The 17,841-nt window shown below is 60.1% G+C and carries 16 protein-coding genes; 13 read left to right on the forward strand and 3 right to left on the reverse strand.

Annotation, left to right across the window (positions count from 1 at the left end):
* The first annotated feature begins 822 nt into the window (after positions 1–822).
* Together ACIOYV_RS09865 and ACIOYV_RS09870 are read left to right on the forward strand one after the other, a co-directional pair.
* Positions 823–1,308: an LEA type 2 family protein gene (locus ACIOYV_RS09865; protein ID WP_265043712.1), complete on the forward strand. Its 486-nt coding sequence runs from the start codon at positions 823–825 to the stop codon at positions 1,306–1,308.
* A 5-nt stretch (positions 1,309–1,313) separates the two neighbouring features.
* A complete protein-coding gene (locus ACIOYV_RS09870; protein WP_054046981.1) occupies positions 1,314–1,529 on the forward strand; it encodes an SEC-C metal-binding domain-containing protein in 216 nt (71 codons plus the stop codon).
* A gap of 173 nt (positions 1,530–1,702) precedes the next feature.
* On the opposite strand, the gene ACIOYV_RS09875 is transcribed toward ACIOYV_RS09870, so the two are convergent.
* Positions 1,703–2,263, reverse strand: a complete 561-nt coding sequence (locus tag ACIOYV_RS09875; protein WP_401323310.1) for a cysteine hydrolase family protein — start codon at positions 2,261–2,263, stop codon at positions 1,703–1,705.
* A 145-nt stretch (positions 2,264–2,408) separates the two neighbouring features.
* Here ACIOYV_RS09875 and ACIOYV_RS09880 point away from each other — a divergent pair, with 145 nt between their 5' ends.
* The 11 genes from ACIOYV_RS09880 to pdeM all read left to right on the forward strand — a co-directional run bounded on the left by ACIOYV_RS09880 (position 2,409) and on the right by pdeM (position 16,536).
* The gene (locus ACIOYV_RS09880) at positions 2,409–3,053 is read left to right on the forward strand and encodes a glutathione binding-like protein (RefSeq protein WP_401323312.1); all 645 of its coding nucleotides are present in this window, start codon (positions 2,409–2,411) and stop codon (positions 3,051–3,053) included.
* A 296-nt stretch (positions 3,054–3,349) separates the two neighbouring features.
* Positions 3,350–5,800, forward strand: coding sequence for a penicillin acylase family protein (locus ACIOYV_RS09885; protein ID WP_401323315.1), 2,451 nt, complete (start codon positions 3,350–3,352; stop codon positions 5,798–5,800).
* A 199-nt stretch (positions 5,801–5,999) separates the two neighbouring features.
* Positions 6,000–7,031, forward strand: coding sequence for a ligase-associated DNA damage response exonuclease (locus ACIOYV_RS09890; protein ID WP_163908829.1), 1,032 nt, complete (start codon positions 6,000–6,002; stop codon positions 7,029–7,031).
* The gene (locus tag ACIOYV_RS09895; RefSeq protein WP_401323319.1) at positions 7,028–8,716 is read left to right on the forward strand and encodes an ATP-dependent DNA ligase; all 1,689 of its coding nucleotides are present in this window, start codon (positions 7,028–7,030) and stop codon (positions 8,714–8,716) included. Before ACIOYV_RS09890 ends, ACIOYV_RS09895 begins: the two co-directional genes overlap by 4 nt.
* A gap of 313 nt (positions 8,717–9,029) precedes the next feature.
* Positions 9,030–9,812, forward strand: coding sequence for a transporter substrate-binding domain-containing protein (locus ACIOYV_RS09900; RefSeq protein ID WP_163908827.1), 783 nt, complete (start codon positions 9,030–9,032; stop codon positions 9,810–9,812).
* A 56-nt stretch (positions 9,813–9,868) separates the two neighbouring features.
* Positions 9,869–10,597 (forward strand): ABC transporter permease, encoded by a 729-nt coding sequence (locus ACIOYV_RS09905; protein WP_054046997.1) that lies wholly within the window; start codon positions 9,869–9,871, stop codon positions 10,595–10,597.
* Positions 10,594–11,304 (forward strand): ABC transporter permease, encoded by a 711-nt coding sequence (locus ACIOYV_RS09910; protein ID WP_054046999.1) that lies wholly within the window; start codon positions 10,594–10,596, stop codon positions 11,302–11,304. Before ACIOYV_RS09905 ends, ACIOYV_RS09910 begins: the two co-directional genes overlap by 4 nt.
* 29 nt (positions 11,305–11,333) lie before the next feature.
* Positions 11,334–12,452, forward strand: a complete 1,119-nt coding sequence (locus tag ACIOYV_RS09915) for a succinylglutamate desuccinylase/aspartoacylase family protein (protein ID WP_401323322.1) — start codon at positions 11,334–11,336, stop codon at positions 12,450–12,452.
* 13 nt (positions 12,453–12,465) lie between these two features.
* Entirely contained in the window at positions 12,466–13,230 is a 765-nt protein-coding gene (locus tag ACIOYV_RS09920; RefSeq protein ID WP_054047003.1) for an ABC transporter ATP-binding protein, read from the forward strand.
* A gap of 163 nt (positions 13,231–13,393) precedes the next feature.
* Positions 13,394–15,880 carry a ligase-associated DNA damage response DEXH box helicase gene (locus ACIOYV_RS09925; RefSeq protein ID WP_401323326.1) on the forward strand — a complete coding sequence of 829 codons (2,487 nt, stop codon included), beginning with the start codon at positions 13,394–13,396 and terminating at the stop codon, positions 15,878–15,880.
* A complete protein-coding gene (gene pdeM / locus ACIOYV_RS09930; RefSeq protein WP_401323329.1) occupies positions 15,880–16,536 on the forward strand; it encodes a ligase-associated DNA damage response endonuclease PdeM in 657 nt (218 codons plus the stop codon). The genes ACIOYV_RS09925 and pdeM overlap by 1 nt, the downstream gene beginning before the upstream one ends.
* A gap of 137 nt (positions 16,537–16,673) precedes the next feature.
* Here pdeM and ACIOYV_RS09935 read toward each other — a convergent pair whose 3' ends face one another.
* A complete protein-coding gene (locus ACIOYV_RS09935; RefSeq protein WP_054047009.1) occupies positions 16,674–16,883 on the reverse strand; it encodes a hypothetical protein in 210 nt (69 codons plus the stop codon).
* 106 nt (positions 16,884–16,989) lie between these two features.
* Complete coding sequence (gene dcd, locus ACIOYV_RS09940; RefSeq protein ID WP_054047011.1) at positions 16,990–17,556, reverse strand: dCTP deaminase; 567 nt, start codon at positions 17,554–17,556, stop codon at positions 16,990–16,992.
* Between the last annotated feature and the right edge of the window lie 285 nt (positions 17,557–17,841).

Here is a 17,841-nt window from a genome sequence, read left to right on the forward strand (position 1 = left end):
GTTTGGTAAGTTTGGTTACGCGGATATCGCAGCACAAATTTTTGGCCGAGAGGGTTTAAGTCTCGGCCAACAAGGGTTGCCTTGAAGGAGGCTGCATTTAATTTGGGTCGAGGGAGAAAATCTAAAAACCCCCTCTACAGTGTTCGGCCCACTTCACTGTCGGAGTGCAATGAACTGCCTTGAGTGCAGTCCGGCCAGTTGTGACAGAGATTCGATCATCGCTCTGTCAACGACTCGGAGGATTCCCATCCTGATCTACAAGTAGTTGGCCACCAGACTTGAAACTGGAGTCAGAAGGCATTCTGAAAACCTTCGGCCACAACAACACCGAACTCCATGGCTACACGGGCTCGACGCGGATGTTCTATTAGTTTGGAAGTGCTGCGGACGGGTGGAGCGGGAGCACAAAAAACAACTCCCCTTCCTGATACTATCTTACACCATAGACCCAGATTTGTCAAATACAACATTTTCTATAAGTCAAGTTAAATCGTGTTTTTGGCTTGTTCATCGTAATCATTGGCGTAATCACCATACTGGCTACAGCATCCGTTCCGGGGTGCTGCTGTGTGCCACCCCACCGGCTATGCTTGCTGCAAGCCTGCCCTAGACAGCGACTGAGGCGATATCGCCGGTAGTGTATTGTTGCAATACATCAAGAAGTGTTGCGCAGGTTATTTCGGCGCTTGAGGCTCTCTGTAGGAGCGAGGCTTGCCCGCGAAGAACGAAAACGCGGACTTCAGAAAGACCGCGTTATCGCCATTCGCGGGCAAGCCTTGCTCCTACAGGGGCTAGAATGGTTCTCAAGGGAGAACCACCACCATGATCCGTCAACGCCACGCCTTACATCTGCTCACCCTGCTCATCCTCCTGAGCCTGGGCGGTTGCGCCTCCTGGTTCAGCAGCGACGAACCCGATCCCCAGGTGCATCTGGTCAAGGTCGAAGTGGTACGGGCCAAGCTGCTGGAACAGAAATTCATCCTGCACTTTCGCGTCGACAACCCCAACGACAGCGACTTGACCGTCCGCAGCCTCGAATACCGCATTCATCTGGGCGACATGCTGCTGACTGAAGGCGAGCACGAGCATTGGTTCACGGTGAGCCCCAAGCACAGCGCGTATTTCAAAGTACCGATCCGCACCAACCTGTGGCCCAAGGTGCGCGACCTGGTGAAAATGCTCAAAAGCCCCAAGCAACCCATCCCCTATCGTCTGGAAGGTGAACTGGAAACCGGTTTATTCATCGCGCACTACGTGCACCTGGCGCGTAATGGCGTGATAATCCCCGCCGATTTAATTCCGGAGTAACCCCGATGACCCAGCAACCCCATGTTCATGGCCCTGACTGCAATCACGATCACGATGATCATGCCCATGACCACCATGATCACGACCATGGCCATGTCCACGGCCCGAACTGCGGCCACGCTCACCAGGAACCGGTGCGCAACGCCCTGAAAGACGTCGGCCGCAACGACCCTTGCCCATGCGGCAACGGCAAGAAATTCAAGAAGTGCCACGGCGCTTGATGCTTCGGGCGAAGATTTGCTTCGCCGGTTGAATCGCCTTCGCGAGCAGGCTCGCTCCCACCTTGGTTTTGTGCACGACATAACCTTCTGTAGGAGCGAGGCTTGCCCGCGAAGAACGATGACGCGGTGAGCCTGCATGACCGAGGTGCCATTTTCGCGGGCAAGCCTCGCTCCTACAGGTCGGGTGTGAGTATCTGCGCGGTGCTGATGACCGTCGCGTATTCGCCATGCAGGTTGCCCAGCGACATGGCGTGCACTTCTTCAGCGGAATGCGCATTACCGAAGAAATCGGCCTTGTCGAAGGTAAAGCAAGCATCCTCCGCCACCCAGGTATCAAACCCCAGGTTCCCGGCCGTGCGCGCCGTGGACTCGACCGAGTTGTTAGTCGCCACGCCGACGATGATCAATTGATCAATCCCCGCTTCGCGCAACCGCGCCTCCAGACCCGTCGCACAAAACGCATCCGGCACCTGTTTCTGAATCAGTTGCTCGCCCGCCATTGGCTGAAACCGCTCCTGAAATTCCACACCCGATTGCCCGGGCCAGAACACCGACTCCGCTGAGCGGGACAGGTGTTGCACGTGGATCACCGGCCGCGACGTGCGCCGCCAAAACACCAGTAAATCGAGAATACGCTCCTCGGCCTGAGGATTATTTCGACGGCCTAGTCTGGGCTGCAGGATGCCTTTTTGCTGGTCGATGATGATCAGCGCTGCGTTGGTCTTGAGCTCCATGCTGACTTTTCTCGTGTCGGGTCATTGAATTTCACGCACTTCAGCATCACCTCTTCCTACAGGCAAGCTCTCCAGTGCAAACAGGACGACCTAATGCGAGCGGTTGCTGTCCGTACCTTATGACGTCTATTTTTTGGAGTACTCCATGATCGACCTGTATTACTGGACCACCCCCAACGGCCACAAAATCTCGATTTTCCTCGAGGAGGCCGGCCTCAAGTACGACGTGCACCCGATCAACATCAGCCAGAACGACCAGTTCAAACCCGAATTCCTGAAAATCTCCCCGAACAACAAAATCCCGGCCATCGTCGATCATGAGCCTGCGGATGGTGGCGAGCCGTTGGCGCTGTTCGAGTCCGGGGCGATCTTGTTGTACCTGGCGGAGAAGACCGGCAAATTCCTGCCCAAAGACCTGCGTGGGCGCCAGCAAGCATTGCAATGGCTGTTCTGGCAGATGGGCGGTCTGGGCCCGATGGCCGGGCAAAATCATCACTTCAGTCAGTTCGCGCCAGAGAAAATCCCTTACGCGATCAAACGCTACATCGACGAAACCGCCCGCCTCTACGGTGTGCTCGACAAGCAACTGGCGAGCAATGAGTTCGTCGCCGGGGACGAGTACAGCATTGCCGACATGGCGATCTACCCGTGGATCGTTTCCCACAAGTGGCAGAGCCAGAACCTCGAAGACTTCCCGAATGTGCTGCGCTGGTTCACCCACATTCAGAACCGTCCGGCGACAGTGAAGGCGTATGCGATTGCCGCGAAGGTGAATCCGCCTAAGTCTTGAGACCTGCTCGATCCCATTGTGAAGTGAGCCTCTGTGGCGAGGGGGCTTGCCCCCGTTGGACCGCATAGCGGTCCCAATTCAGGCACCTCGGTGTTTCAGATAAACCGAAGTGCCTGCAATAGCGACTGCTTCGCAGTCGAACGGGGGCAAGCCCCCTCGCCACAGGGACGCGGCGTCCGATAGATAGCGTTTTGTCAGGCAAATCCTGAAATAACCCCATGCCCCGCTTGCGCGGCCACCTCCTGCTCACTAACGTAGCGCCTTTATTGCGTTACTACCCCCGCAGGAGCTTTGCCATGGCCTCGCCAGCCCTCACACATTTTCTTCCCCGGTTCGGCGTTGCCGCAGCAGTGGCCGGTGTTTTGAGCCTGACCGGTTGTCAGACCTGGAACACCCAGGACACCCTCCCGCCGACTTCCGGCGTGCAGCCGCTCAAGGGCCTGGCGCAGAACGTTTCGGTTCGGCGCAATGCCATGGGCATGCCGTTGATCGAAAGCAACAGCTTCCACGACGCGCTGTTCGCCCTCGGTTACGTCCACGCCAGCGACCGCCTCACGCAAATGGTGACCATGCGCCTGCTGGCCGAGGGCCGCCTGTCAGAAATGTCCGGTGCGGACCTGCTCGACGCCGACCGCTATATGCGCGCGGTCAACCTGAAGAAAAGTGCCGGTGAGCTGTACAAAGCTTCTTCGCCACGGCTCAAGCGCTTCTTTGAAGTGTATGCCCGGGGCGTCAACGCCTACCTGTTCCGCTACCGCGACAAGCTGCCGGCCGATCTCGCTGCCAGCGGCTACAAGCCTGAATACTGGAAGCCGGAAGATTCGGCGCTGATTTTCTGCCTGTTGAATTTCAGCCAGTCGGCCAACCTGCCGGAAGAAATCTCTTCGCTAGTGCTGGCGCAAACCGTCAACACCGACAAGCTCCCATGGCTGACGCCGTCCGCGCCCGACGAAAAACTGCCAACGGGCGAAGCCGACAAGCTCCAGGGCATCAAGCTCAACGGCGCGATTCCAGGCCTGGCGGAAATCACCAAGGCCACCGGGCAACTGTCCGATCTGAATCTGCTCGGCGCCACCTCGTCGAACAACTGGGCCATTGGCCCGCAACGCAGTCGCAGCGGCAAAAGCTTGCTGGCCAGCGACAGCCACGGCCCGATGGGCGTGCCGTCGTTGTTCAGCTACGTGCAGATCCGCGCGCCGAAATATCAGGCGGCGGGCGTCAGCATTGCCGGCCTGCCCATGGTGCTCGGCGGTTTCAACGGCAAAGTGGCGTGGAGCATGACCTCGGTCATGGGCGACAACCAGGACCTGTTCCTGGAAAAAATCAAACGCCAAGGCAACGGCCTGACCTACGAAGCCAATGGCAAATGGCAGCCGGTGGTGGTGCGTAACGAAACCTACTTCGTCAAAGGCCAGCGGCCGCTGCGTGAAGCGGTGTACGAAACCCGCCACGGGGCGCTGCTCAACAGCGCCCAGGGTCTGAGCATGGCCAACGGCTTCGGCCTGGCCCTGCAAACCCCGAGCTTCACCGACGACAAGACCCTGGACGCGTTCTTCGACCTGTCCCGCGCACAGACCGTCGAGAAAGCCTCGGACGCGAGCCGTGAAATCCGCGCCATCGCCCTGAACCTGGTATTTGCCGACGCCAGCAACATCGGCTGGCAAGTCACCGGTCGCTACCCGAACCGTCGCGAAGGCGAAGGCCTGTTGCCGTCGCCGGGCTGGGAAGGTCGCTACGATTGGGACGGTTACGCCGACCCGATGCTGCACCCGTATGACCAGGATCCGGCTCAAGGCTGGCTCGGCACCGCCAACCAGCGGGTCATTCCCCATGGCTACGGCATGCAGCTGTCCAATTCCTGGTCCGCCCCGGAGCGTGGCGAGCGCATGGCCGAACTGGCCGGCGCAGGCAAGCACGACAGCCGCAGCCTGATCGCCATGCAGTACGACCAGACCACCACCTTCGCCGCCAAACTGAAGAAAATGTTTGAAGCGCCGGGCATGGCCCAGCCGCTGAAACAGGCGATCGAAGCGTTGCCGGAAGCTGATCGCGGCAAGGCCCGCGAGGCGTTGACGCGGTTGATGGCGTTCGACGGCAAGCTCAGCCCGACCTCTGCCGATGCTGCAATCTATGAGCTGTTCCTGCAGGAAAGCACCAAGCAGATCTTCCTCGACGAACTCGGCCCGGAAAGCAGCCCGGCGTGGAAAGCCTTTATCGCCAACGGCAAGTTGTCCTACGCGGCCCAGGCCGATCACCTGCTTGGTCGCGAAGACAGCCCGTTCTGGGATGACGCGCGCACCCCGCAAAAAGAAGACAAACCGGCGATCCTTGCCCGTAGCCTGGCGGCGGCCATCAGTGCTGGCGACAGTCAGTTGGGCGGGGATCACAAGGCCTGGCAGTGGGGCAAACTGCACCGCTATGAGTGGAAGAATGCCACTGGCCAGACCGTGCGCGGTCCGTTGGCGGCCGGCGGCGATCACACCACGTTGAACACTGCGGCGTTCGCCTGGGGCCAGGACTTCAACACCACGCTGGTGCCGTCCATGCGCTTTATCGTCGACTTCGGCCAGTCCGAACCGCTGATGGGCCAGAACGGTACGGGTCAGTCCGGTAACCCGGCGAGCCCGAACTACCTCGACAGCATCGACCCGTGGCTCAAGGGCCAGTACATGAGCCTGCCGATGCAGCCGCAGAACTTTGACAAGGCATATGGCAAGGCGCGGTTGACCCTGACACCGGGTAAATAACGCTAAACACCGTCCCAATGTGGGAGCGAGCCTGCTCGCGAAGGCGTCATGTCAGTCAACATCATCGTTGCCTGGCACATCGCTTTCGCGAGCAGGCTCGCTCCCACAATTTTGAATTTTCATTTGCCCTGAAAACCTAATAGAACTTCTCACCTCGCAAAAACCTCCTAGCTAACAAGCCCCCCATATTGGCAACAACATGGACCTTGTTATCGCGCGTCCCGAAGGTTTGTACTGCCCCGCCGGTGATTTCTATATCGACCCTTGGCGTCCGGTGGAGCGCGCGGTGATTACCCACGCCCATGGCGACCATGCCCGCACCGGTAATCAACATTACCTGGCGGCGGCTCCCGGCGAAGGGATCTTGCGCTCACGCCTGGGCCAGGACATCAACCTGCAAACCCTGCCCTACGGCCAACGTCTGCTGCACCACGGTGTCACCCTGAGTTTTCATCCCGCTGGCCATGTACTCGGCTCGGCGCAAGTGCGCCTGGAATACGGCGGTGAAGTCTGGGTCGCCTCGGGGGATTACAAGATTGAGCCCGACGGCACCTGCGCGCCGTTCGAACCGGTGCGTTGCCACACCTTCATCACTGAATCGACCTTCGGCTTGCCGATTTATCGCTGGCAGCCCCAGTCGCAGATCTTTGCCGAAATCAATCAGTGGTGGCAGGCCAACATCGCAGCCGAGAAGGCCAGCGTGCTGTTTTGCTACTCCTTCGGTAAGGCCCAGCGCATTCTCCACGGCATCGACGCCAGCCTCGGCCCCATTCTGGTGCATGGCGCGGTGGAACCGCTCAATCAGGTCTATCGCGACAGCGGTATTTACCTGCCACCCACAATTTATGCCGGCGACGTGAAAAAGAGCGATCCGATCATGCGCCAGGCATTGGTCATCGCCCCACCGTCGGCCGGTGGCAGCACCTGGATGCGCCGGTTCGGCGACTACAGCGACAGTTTCGCCAGCGGCTGGATGCGTTTGCGCGGTACGCGGCGGCGGCGCGGCGTGGACCGGGGTTTCGTGCTGTCGGACCACGCCGACTGGCCCGGCCTGCTCTGGGCCATCGAACAGACCGGCGCCGAACGGGTGATGGTCACCCACGGTTCGGTCGCTGTGCTGGTGCGGCATCTGTGCGAACAAGGGCTGGATGCCCAAGGCTTCAGCACGGAATACGGCGATGACGAGGAAGACCACGGTGTCGTCGCGGAAACCGCCGAGGTGCAAGCATGAAAGCCTTCGCCGAGTTGTACGCCGAGCTCGACGCCACCACTTCGAGCAACGCTAAACTCGCAGCGATGCAGGCTTACTTCGCCCAGGCTGCGCCGGAAGATGCCGCGTGGGCGGTGTATTTTCTCTCGGGTGGCCGGCCTCGGCAGTTGGTGCCGGTGCGCGCGCTGCGGGAACTGGCGGTGGAGATTTCCGGGCTCTCGACGTGGCTGTTCGAAGAGAGTTATCAAGCGGTCGGTGATCTGGCGGAAACCATCTCGCTGGTGTTACCCGAAGCCACCCACAGTTCTACCGACGGGTTGGCGGTGTGGATCGAAGACAAACTGCTGCCGCTGCGCGGTGAAACCCCGGAGTTCCTGGCCCGGCGCCTGCCAGCCCTGTGGGCGCAACTCGACCGCCCCAGCCTGATGCTGTGCATCAAATTGATCACGGGCAGTTTTCGCGTCGGCGTATCCAAGTTGCTGGTCACCCGGGCGCTGGCGGCGATGGCCGGGCTCGACAGCAAACGCGTGGCCCAGCGCCTGGTGGGTTACACCGACCTGTCCAACCGCCCGACCGCAGCGCACTACCTCAAACTGATCGCGCCACCCTCCGATGACGAACATGCGCAACGGGGCGGCCAGCCGTATCCGTTCTTCCTCGCCCACGCCTTGTCACAACCGGTGGAACAATTCGAAACACTGCTCGGCCCGGCCAGCCAATGGCAGGTGGAATGGAAGTGGGACGGCATCCGTGCCCAAGTGGTCAAGCGTGAAGGCCGATTGTGGATCTGGTCCCGTGGCGAAGAACTGGTCAGCGAACGTTTCCCTGAACTGGAGTTGCTGACCCATGGTTTGCCGGACGGCACGGTGATCGACGGGGAAATCGTGGTCTGGAAATCCACCCACCCAACCACCGAAGACGCCTTCGATCCGCAATCGACAGCGCCACCGGCGGTGCAACCCTTCGCCCTGCTGCAACAACGGATTGGCCGTAAAACCCTGGGCAAGAAAATCCTCGAAGAGGTGCCAGTAGTGTTACTCGCCTACGACCTGCTGGAATGGCAAGGCGAAGACTGGCGCAACCACACCCAGGCCGAACGGCGCACTCAACTGGATAAGGTCATCGCCACCTGCAACAGCCCGGTGCTCCTGGGCTCGCCGGTGCTGAGCGGTGAAGACTGGTTCGACCTCGCCCGGCAACGGGAAGCGTCGCGACAGCTTGGCGTCGAGGGCATGATGCTCAAGGCGCGGGATGCGATGTATGGCGTCGGCCGGACCAAGGACATGGGCGTGTGGTGGAAATGGAAAGTAGAGCCGTTCAGCGTCGACGCGGTGCTGATCTATGCGCAACGGGGTCATGGCCGCCGGGCGAGCCTGTTCAGCGACTACACCTTCGCCGTCTGGGACGGCCCGCCCGACGCCAGCGAACGGTCGCTGGTGCCGTTCGCCAAGGCGTATTCGGGGCTGACCGACGAGGAAATGCGCAAGGTCGACAGCATCGTGCGCAAAACCACCGTGGAGAAGTTCGGGCCGGTGAGCAGCGTGAAACCAAGCCTGGTGTTTGAGCTGGGCTTTGAAGGGATCGCGCTGTCCAAGCGCCACAAAAGTGGAATCGCGGTGCGCTTTCCGAGAATGTTGCGGTGGAGGCAGGATAAGTCGGTGGAAGACGCCGATAGCCTGGCAACCCTGCAGGACCTTCTGACCTAACCCCAATCCCCCTGTGGGAGCGAGCCTGCTCGCGAAAGCGGTGTATCAGAAAACACTCTGGTGACTGACACTCCGTCTTCGCGAGCAGGCTCGCTCCCACAAGGAGAGTTGTGGCAGCCTGAACTATATTGGTGCAGGAAATTTCCGACGCCCGTTTCCGTGCACAAATCCGCCCCGGCGACTTCTTGAATCACTTTTAAAACACTTGTTCGGGACTCTGGTTCGGAAATTGCTACTTTCATTAGGTCTTACGCTTTCCAGTAACAATAATTCTGCGCCACAAGCGCTCATATTGGTTCTTAGGGATTGAATAATGAAAAAAGCATTGCTGACCCTTTCTGCACTGGCGTTGTGCATGGCTGCCGGCTCCGCGCTGGCCAAGGAGTACAAAGAACTGCGTTTTGGCGTTGACCCTTCCTACGCACCCTTCGAGTCCAAAGCGGCCGACGGCAGCCTGGTGGGCTTCGACATCGATCTGGGCAATGCGATCTGCGCCGAGCTGAAGGTCAAGTGCAAATGGGTCGAAAGCGATTTCGACGGCATGATTCCGGGCCTCAAGGCCAACAAATTCGACGGTGTGATCTCTTCGATGACCGTCACCGAGGCGCGCGAAAAAGTCATCGACTTCTCCAGCGAGCTGTTCTCCGGCCCGACCGCCTACGTGTTCAAGAAAGGTTCCGGGGTCACCGCAGACGTCGCTTCGCTCAAGGGCAAGACCGTCGGCTACGAACAAGGCACCATCCAGGAAGCTTATGCAAAAGCCGTTCTGGACAAGGCTGGCGTTAAAACCCAGGCCTACGCCAACCAGGACCAGGTCTATGCCGACTTGACTTCCGGTCGTCTCGACGCAGGTATTCAGGACATGCTGCAAGCCGAACTGGGCTTCCTGAAGTCGCCACAAGGTGCCGATTACGATGTCAGCAAGCCAGTCGACAACGCTTTGCTCCCGGCCAAAACGGCTGTCGGTATTAAGAAAGGTAACACCGAGCTGAAAGCGCTTTTGGATAAAGGTATCAAAGCGTTACACGACGATGGCAAATACGCCGAGATTCAAAAGAAACACTTTGGCGATCTGAATCTGTACAGCGGCAAATAATGCCCGGCGCCCATCTCGCGATGGGCGCTTTTTTCATCCAATCAGGTTGCTGATTTATGTTCGAAAACCTCTTACAAAACCTGGGGCTCTCAGCCTTCAGCTTGAAGGGCTTCGGTCCTTTGCTGATGGAAGGCACCTGGATGACCATCAAATTATCGGCATTGTCGCTGCTGGTGGCCGTATTGCTCGGCCTGCTCGGCGCCACCGCCAAACTGTCAAAAGTCAAACTGGTGCGGGTTCCGGCCCAGATCTACACCACGCTGATTCGCGGCGTGCCGGACCTGGTGCTGATGCTGCTGATTTTCTACAGCCTGCAAACCTGGTTGACGTCGTTTACCGATTTCATGGAATGGGAATACATCGAGATCAACCCGTTCAGCGCCGGGGTCATTACCCTGGGCTTCATTTATGGTGCGTATTTCACCGAAACCTTCCGCGGGGCGATCCTCGCCGTGCCTCGGGGCCAGGTCGAAGCCGCTACCGCTTATGGCCTCAAACGCGGCCAGCGTTTTCGAATCGTGGTGTTCCCGCAAATGATGCGTTTCGCCCTGCCGGGTATCGGCAACAACTGGATGGTGATGCTCAAGGCCACCGCGCTGGTGTCGATCATCGGCCTCGCCGATTTGGTCAAAGCCGCGCAGGACGCTGGTAAAAGCACCTACCAACTGTTTTATTTCCTGGTGCTTGCCGCGCTGATTTACCTGGTCATCACCAGCGCTTCCAACTTCGTCCTGCGCTGGCTCGAACGCCGTTACGCCGCCGGTTCCCGGGAGGCCGTACGATGATCGAACTCTTGCAGGAATACTGGAAACCCTTCCTTTATAGCGACGGCAACAACATCACCGGCCTGGCCATGACCCTTTGGCTGCTCAGCGCCTCGATTTTCATCGGTTTCCTGGTGTCGATCCCGCTGTCCATCGCCCGGGTGTCGCCGCATTTCTACATTCGCTGGCCGGTGCAGTTCTACACCTACCTGTTCCGTGGCACGCCGCTCTACATTCAGTTGCTGATTTGCTACACCGGGATCTACAGCCTGGCGGCCATTCGTGCGCAGCCGGTGCTGGATGCGTTCTTCCGCGATGCGATGAACTGCACCATCCTCGCCTTCGCCCTGAACACCTGCGCCTACACCACGGAGATTTTCGCCGGGGCGATCCGCAGCATGAACCACGGTGAAGTCGAAGCGGCCAAGGCCTACGGTCTGACCGGCTGGAAGCTGTATGCCTACGTGATCATGCCCTCGGCCCTGCGTCGCTCGTTGCCTTATTACAGCAACGAAGTGATCCTGATGCTGCACTCGACCACCGTGGCGTTCACCGCGACTATCCCCGATATCCTGAAAGTCGCGCGGGACGCCAACTCGGCGACCTTCCTGACCTTCCAGTCGTTCGGCATCGCCGCGCTGATCTACCTGACCGTGACCTTTGCGCTGGTCGGCCTGTTCCGTCTCGCCGAACGTCGATGGCTGGCCTTCCTCGGGCCGACTCACTAGGACCCGTTTCCAGGAATAAAGAGACGAACATGCGCCACCAGATACATGACTTGCTGGCCCCGCTGCCGGGGACCGCACGACAGATCCACAGCTTCCACTTCGGCCCCGCGTCGGCCAAAGGCAAGATCTACATCCAGTCGTCCCTGCACGCCGATGAAATGCCCGGCATGCTGGTGGCCTGGCACCTCAAGCAACGCCTGGCGGAGCTGGAAGCCGCCGGCCGCCTGCGCAGCGAAATCGTGCTGGTGCCCGTCGCCAACCCGGTGGGCCTGGAACAGGTGCTGATGGATGTGCCGCTGGGCCGCTATGAGCTGGAGAGCGGGCAGAACTTCAATCGCTGGTTCGTCGATTTGAGCGAAGAGGTCGGCAACGAGATCGAAGGCCAGCTCGGCGACGATTCGCGGTACAACCTCGAACTGATCCGCACCAGCCTGCGCAACGCCCTCGCCCGCCAGACCGCCGGCACGCAACTGCAATCCCAGCGCCTGACCCTGCAACGGCTGGCCTGCGATGCGGATATGGTGCTGGACCTGCATTGCGATTTCGAAGCCGTCGCGCACCTTTACACCACGCCCGAAGCCTGGCCGCAGGTCGAGCCGCTGGCGCGCTACATCGGTGCCGAGGCGAGTCTGCTGGCCACCGATTCCGGTGGGCAGTCGTTCGATGAATGTTTCACGCTGCTCTGGTGGCAGTTGAAGGAGCGCTTCGGCGAGCACTTCGATATTCCGCTGGGCAGTTTCTCGGTCACCGTCGAATTGCGTGGCCAGGGTGACGTCTATCACCCGCTGGCCAGCGGCGATTGCCAGGCGCTGATCGATTACCTGATTCACTTCGGCGCCATCGCTGGCGAAGCAGCGCCACTGCCCGAACTGCCCTACCCGGCCACGCCGCTGGCCGGGGTTGAACCGGTGACCACGCCAGTCGGCGGGTTGTTGGTGTTCACCGCGCTGCCGGGGCAATACCTGGAAGCCGGGCAGCTGATCGCCGAAGTCATCGACCCGATCAATGATCGCGTCACCCCTATCCATTGCACCGCCGCCGGGCTGATGTACGCCCGCTCGCTGCGCCGCATGGCCACTGCCGGCATGGTAATCGCCCACGTCGCGGGCACCGAAGCCTATCGCAGCGGCTACCTACTTTCGCCTTGAGGATGCATGCCCCATGTATAAATTGACCATCGACGGCCTGCATAAAAGCTATGGCGACCATCATGTGCTCAAAGGTGTTTCGCTCAAGGCCAACACCGGCGACGTCATCAGCCTGATCGGCGCCAGCGGCTCGGGGAAAAGTACCTTCCTGCGTTGCATCAACTTCCTCGAACAGCCCAACGACGGCGCCATGAGCCTGGATGGCAAAGACATCCGCATGGTCAAGGACCGTCACGGCATGCACGTAGCCGATCCCGACGAACTGCAACGCATCCGCACCCGTTTGGCGATGGTGTTCCAGCATTTCAACCTGTGGAGCCACATGACCGTGCTGGAAAACATCACCATGGCGCCGCGCCGGGTGCTGGGTTGCAGCAAGGAAGAAGCCGAGGACCGCGCCCGGCGCTACCTCGACAAGGTGGGTCTGGCAGCGCGTGTTGCCGACCAATACCCGGCGTTTCTTTCCGGTGGTCAGCAGCAACGGGTGGCGATTGCCCGCGCCTTGGCCATGGAGCCGGAAGTCATGCTGTTCGACGAACCGACCTCGGCCCTCGACCCGGAACTGGTGGGTGAAGTGCTGCGCGTGATCCAGGGCCTGGCCGAAGAAGGCCGGACCATGATCATGGTCACCCACGAAATGAGCTTCGCGCGCAAAGTGTCGAGCCAGGTGTTGTTTCTGCACCAGGGGCTGGTGGAGGAACAAGGCGCGCCGGAGGATGTGTTGGGCAATCCGAAGAGTGAGCGGTTGCAACAGTTCCTCAGCGGTAACCTCAAGTAAGACCACCGCCCTCACCCTGTAGGAGCAAAGCTTGCTCGCGAAGGCGTCCTTGAAGTCGCCTTCGCCGGCAAGCCTGGCTCCTACAGGACCGCGTATCGCAATTAAACCTTTCGCATCCCGTCGCGGTCACTGAAAGAACACTTTCAGAGCGCACGCCGCCGGCATGGGAACCTCCCCCGACTTCGCAAAAAAATGGTTCACCGCCCGTGGCTGGAAGCCGTTCGCCTTTCAGAAACAGGTATGGGCGGCGGTCAAACGGGGTGAATCCGGGTTGCTGCATGCCAGCACCGGTGCCGGTAAAACCTACGCGGTGTGGTTTGGTGCGCTCAATCGCTTCGCCTCCTCCGTCGCGCCGGTTGAAACATCGCGTAAACGCAAACCGTTTGCCGCACCGCTGACCGTGCTGTGGATAACGCCCATGCGTGCCTTGGCTGCCGACAGCGCCCGCGCCCTGGAAGCGCCGCTGGCGGATTTGCAGATACCGTGGAGCGTCGGTCTGCGTACCGGTGACACCAGCAGCAGCGAACGCGCCCGCCAGAGCCGGCGCCTGCCGACCACGCTGATTACTACCCCGGAAAGCCTGACCCTGATGCTCGCCCGCGCCGATGCGCAAACAGCGCTGTCGACCTTGCGCATGGTGGTAGTGGATGAATGGCACGAACTGCTAGGCAACAAGCGCGGCGTGCAACTGCAATTGGCCCTCGCCCGCCTGCGTCGTTGGCATCCCGAACTGATCGTTTGGGGCGTTTCTGCGACGCTGGGTAATCAATCCCACGCAGAACAGGTCTTGATCCCGCAGGGTGGCGGCATCAGCGTCCAGGGCCAGAGCAGTAAAGACCTGCGCGTCGATACCCTGTTGCCGCCGGCCATCGAACGTTTCCCCTGGGCCGGGCACATCGGTTTGAAAATGCTGCCGCAAGTCGTCACCGAGATCGAATCCAGTCCCAGCAGCCTGGTGTTCACCAACACTCGCGCTCAATCGGAGATCTGGTATCAGGCCTTGCTTGAGGCGCGCCCGGATTGGGCCGGGTTGATTGCCTTGCATCACAGTTCGCTGTCACGCGATACCCGTGACTGGGTTGAGCGGGCCCTCAAGGACGGACAACTCAAAGCCGTGGTCTGCACGTCGAGCCTGGACCTGGGCGTGGACTTCCTGCCGGTGGAACGCGTGCTGCAAATTGGTTCGGCCAAAGGCGTGGCGCGACTGATGCAGCGGGCGGGGCGCTCCGGACATGCGCCGGGACGCGTCTCACGGGTGACGTTGGTGCCGACCCACAGCCTGGAACTGATCGAAGCCGCCGCCGCGCAGGATGCTGTGGCGCAGCGGCGGATAGAACCCCGCGAATCGCCGTACAAGCCGCTGGATGTGCTGGTGCAGCATCTGGTCAGCATCGCGCTGGGCGGTGGGTTTATTCCCGATGAGTTGTACGAAGAGGTGCGCAGCGCGTGGGCTTATCGTGACCTGACGCCAGCGGATTGGGCCTGGGCGCTGGCCTTCGTACGCCACGGCGGACTTTCTCTGACGGCTTATCCGGATTATCGCCGGGTCGAGCCCGATGAACAGGGCATCTGGCGTGTGCCGGATGCACGCTTGGCGCGCCGACATCGCATGAGCATCGGCACCATCGTCAGCGATGCGAGCATTCAGCTGAAGTTCTGGAGCAAGGGCGGCGGCGGTAAACAACTGGGCAGTGTCGAGGAAGGGTTTATCGCCCGGCTCAAGCCCGGCGATGGTTTTCTGTTCGCGGGACGCTTGCTGGAACTGGTCCGTGTGGAAAACATGACCGCATATGTGAAGCGCAGCAACGTGAAAAAAGCCGCGGTGCCACGCTGGAATGGCGGGCGCATGCCGCTGTCCAGCGAGTTGGCGCAGGCGGTTGTCGCGCGTTTCAGTGCCGCGGCATCGGGGCATTTTGACGGCCCGGAAATGACCGCGTTGCGTCCACTGCTGGAGGTGCAGCAACGCTGGTCCGGGCTGCCGACCGAAAATTCGCTGCTGGCCGAGGCGCTTAAATCGCGCGAGGGGTGGCATTTGTTCCTCTATCCCTTCGCCGGGCGCCAGGTGCATCTGGGGTTGGCGAGCCTGTTGGCATGGCGGGTCAGTCAGCGCCAACCGGTTACCTTTTCCATCGCGGTAAACGATTACGGCCTGGAATTGCTCAGTGCAACGCCGATTGACTGGTCCGGTCATCTGAATTCCGACTTGTTCAACGCCGAGCAGCTGTTGCCCGACGTGCTCGCCAGCCTGAACGCCGGTGAACTGGCATTGCGGCGTTTTCGCGAGATCGCGCGGATTGCCGGTCTGGTGTTCGCCGGTTATCCCGGCGCGCCGAAGAGTACGCGGCAGGTCCAGGCATCCAGCGGCTTGTTCTTCGAAGTGTTCAAGCAGTACGACGCCGACAACCTGTTGCTGGACCAGGCAGGGAAAGAAGTCCTACGGGAAGAATTGGATATTCAGCGACTGGAGCAGACCTTGGCCCGCATCAACAGTCTGAGATTCGACCTGCATCAGATCAAACGTCCGACGCCTCTGGGCTTTCCGCTGCTGGTGGAACGGATGCGCGAGAGCATGAGTTCCGAAAAACTGGCGGATCGAATCCGGCGCATGGTCGGCGATCTCGAGAAAACCGCACAGACCGGGAAAGCCTGATGAGCACGCCTTATCCTGTGCGCCTGGCCGGCGAAGAATTGTGGTTATTGCCCGAGAAAGCGATTTACTGGCCCGCCCAGCAAGCGCTGTTGATCGCCGATGTGCATTTCGGCAAGGCTGCGGCCTATCGCAGCCTCGGCCAGCCAGTGCCACGGGGCACGACCGCGCAAAACATCGCGGTGCTGGATGGGTTGCTGGCGGCCCTGCCCTGTCGCCAGCTGATTTTCCTCGGTGACTTTCTCCACGGGCCCGGCTCACACGCCGTGGACACCTTGACGGCGCTGGCAGCCTGGCGCGAACGCCATCGCGATCTGCCGATGACGCTGATTCGCGGCAACCATGACAAACGGGCGGGTGATCCGCCGGCTTCGCTGAACATCCGCGTGGTGCCCGAGCCATTCTTGCTGGGGCCGTTTTCCCTGCAGCATGAACCGGATCCGCACCCGAGCCGTCATGTCCTGGCGGGGCATGTGCATCCGGTGTATCGGCTGAATGGCAGAGGCCGGCAAAGCTTGCGCCTGGCGTGTTTCAGGCTGGGAACGGAAATCAGTCTATTGCCCGCGTTCGGCGCATTTACCGGTGGGTATCAAGTCGAAGCAGACGAGAGTTGCAGGATTTTCGTCATCGGCGACAACGAAATATGGCCGATCGGCTAACGCTAACCTTGTAGGAGCGAAGCTTGCTCGCGAAGGCGGTGTGCCAGTCGACATCATTTTTGACTGGTACACCGCCTTCGCGAGCAAGCTTCGCTCCTACAGGATGACGCGTCGTGCGGTGAGTGCAGATAGCGGCATCAGGCGACAGGTGCTGGAGGCGGCTCATCCGGCAGGGTTGGCTCACCGGGTTCGGTCGGCTGTTCGTTTGGGGTATCGGGATCAGGCTGGCCGGGGATGCCCCCTGCCATATTGATTGGCGGATGTGCCAACAAGGACCAGGCCAAAACACCGACCTGATTGGGCTCAAGCCTGGCCAGTTCGGCGCTGATTTGCGGATCGATCTTCATGGAGCACTCCTGAGCAGTGGCCCGGTCCGCTGTGCGCAAACCGGGCAGTACACCCAATAGAGTGTCTACCTGCTGAAGAATTCCCGGGAACTGTCAGATGGACGGATCAAGTGCGTGGCAGGGTGACGCCGCGCTGGCCCTGATACTTGCCGCCACGGTCCTTGTAGGAGACTTCGCACTCTTCGTCGGATTCGAAGAACAGCATCTGTGCGACACCTTCATTGGCGTAGATTTTCGCCGGCAATGTGGTGGTGTTGGAGAATTCCAGGGTCACGTGACCTTCCCACTCAGGCTCGAGCGGCGTCACGTTGACGATAATGCCGCAACGGGCGTAGGTGCTTTTACCGAGGCAGATGGTCAGCACGTTGCGCGGGATGCGGAAGAATTCCACGGTGCGGGCCAGGGCGAACGAGTTCGGCGGGATGATGCAGACATCGCTGGTTACGTCTACAAAGCTCTTCTCGTCGAAGTTCTTCGGATCGACGATTGCCGAGTTGATGTTGGTGAACACCTTGAATTCACCGGCGCAGCGTACGTCGTAGCCGTAGCTCGACACACCGTAGGAAATCAGCCGCTCGGCACCTTCGCCGCGCATCTGGCGCTCGACGAACGGTTCGATCATGCCGTGCTCTTGCGCCATGCGGCGAATCCACTTGTCCGATTTGATGCTCATGGCGGGTGTCCTGAATAGCGAGGTGGAAAAATTCTGTCCGGCATCTTACTAGGCGCGCGCTCCGGGTTCAAAGCGCAGGAATTAATTCTCGCCAATCCCCCCTGATTGCCGGACCTTGGCGCCAATAAGATGCACCGTCAGTCACGAAAACAGAGAAACCTTCGCAAGAAACATTGGCACGTTCCTGAAAAAGGGTTAAGGTGGCGCCACTGTGCTGCTTGTGTCACTGAGAATCTCTACACGATATGTTGAATTTCGATCCAACCATCTACAAGAATTTTTCCT

Origin of the sequence: Pseudomonas sp. NPDC087342 (assembly GCF_044744265.1) — a bacterium.
Classification (GTDB): Bacteria; Pseudomonadota; Gammaproteobacteria; order Pseudomonadales; family Pseudomonadaceae; genus Aquipseudomonas; species Aquipseudomonas nunensis.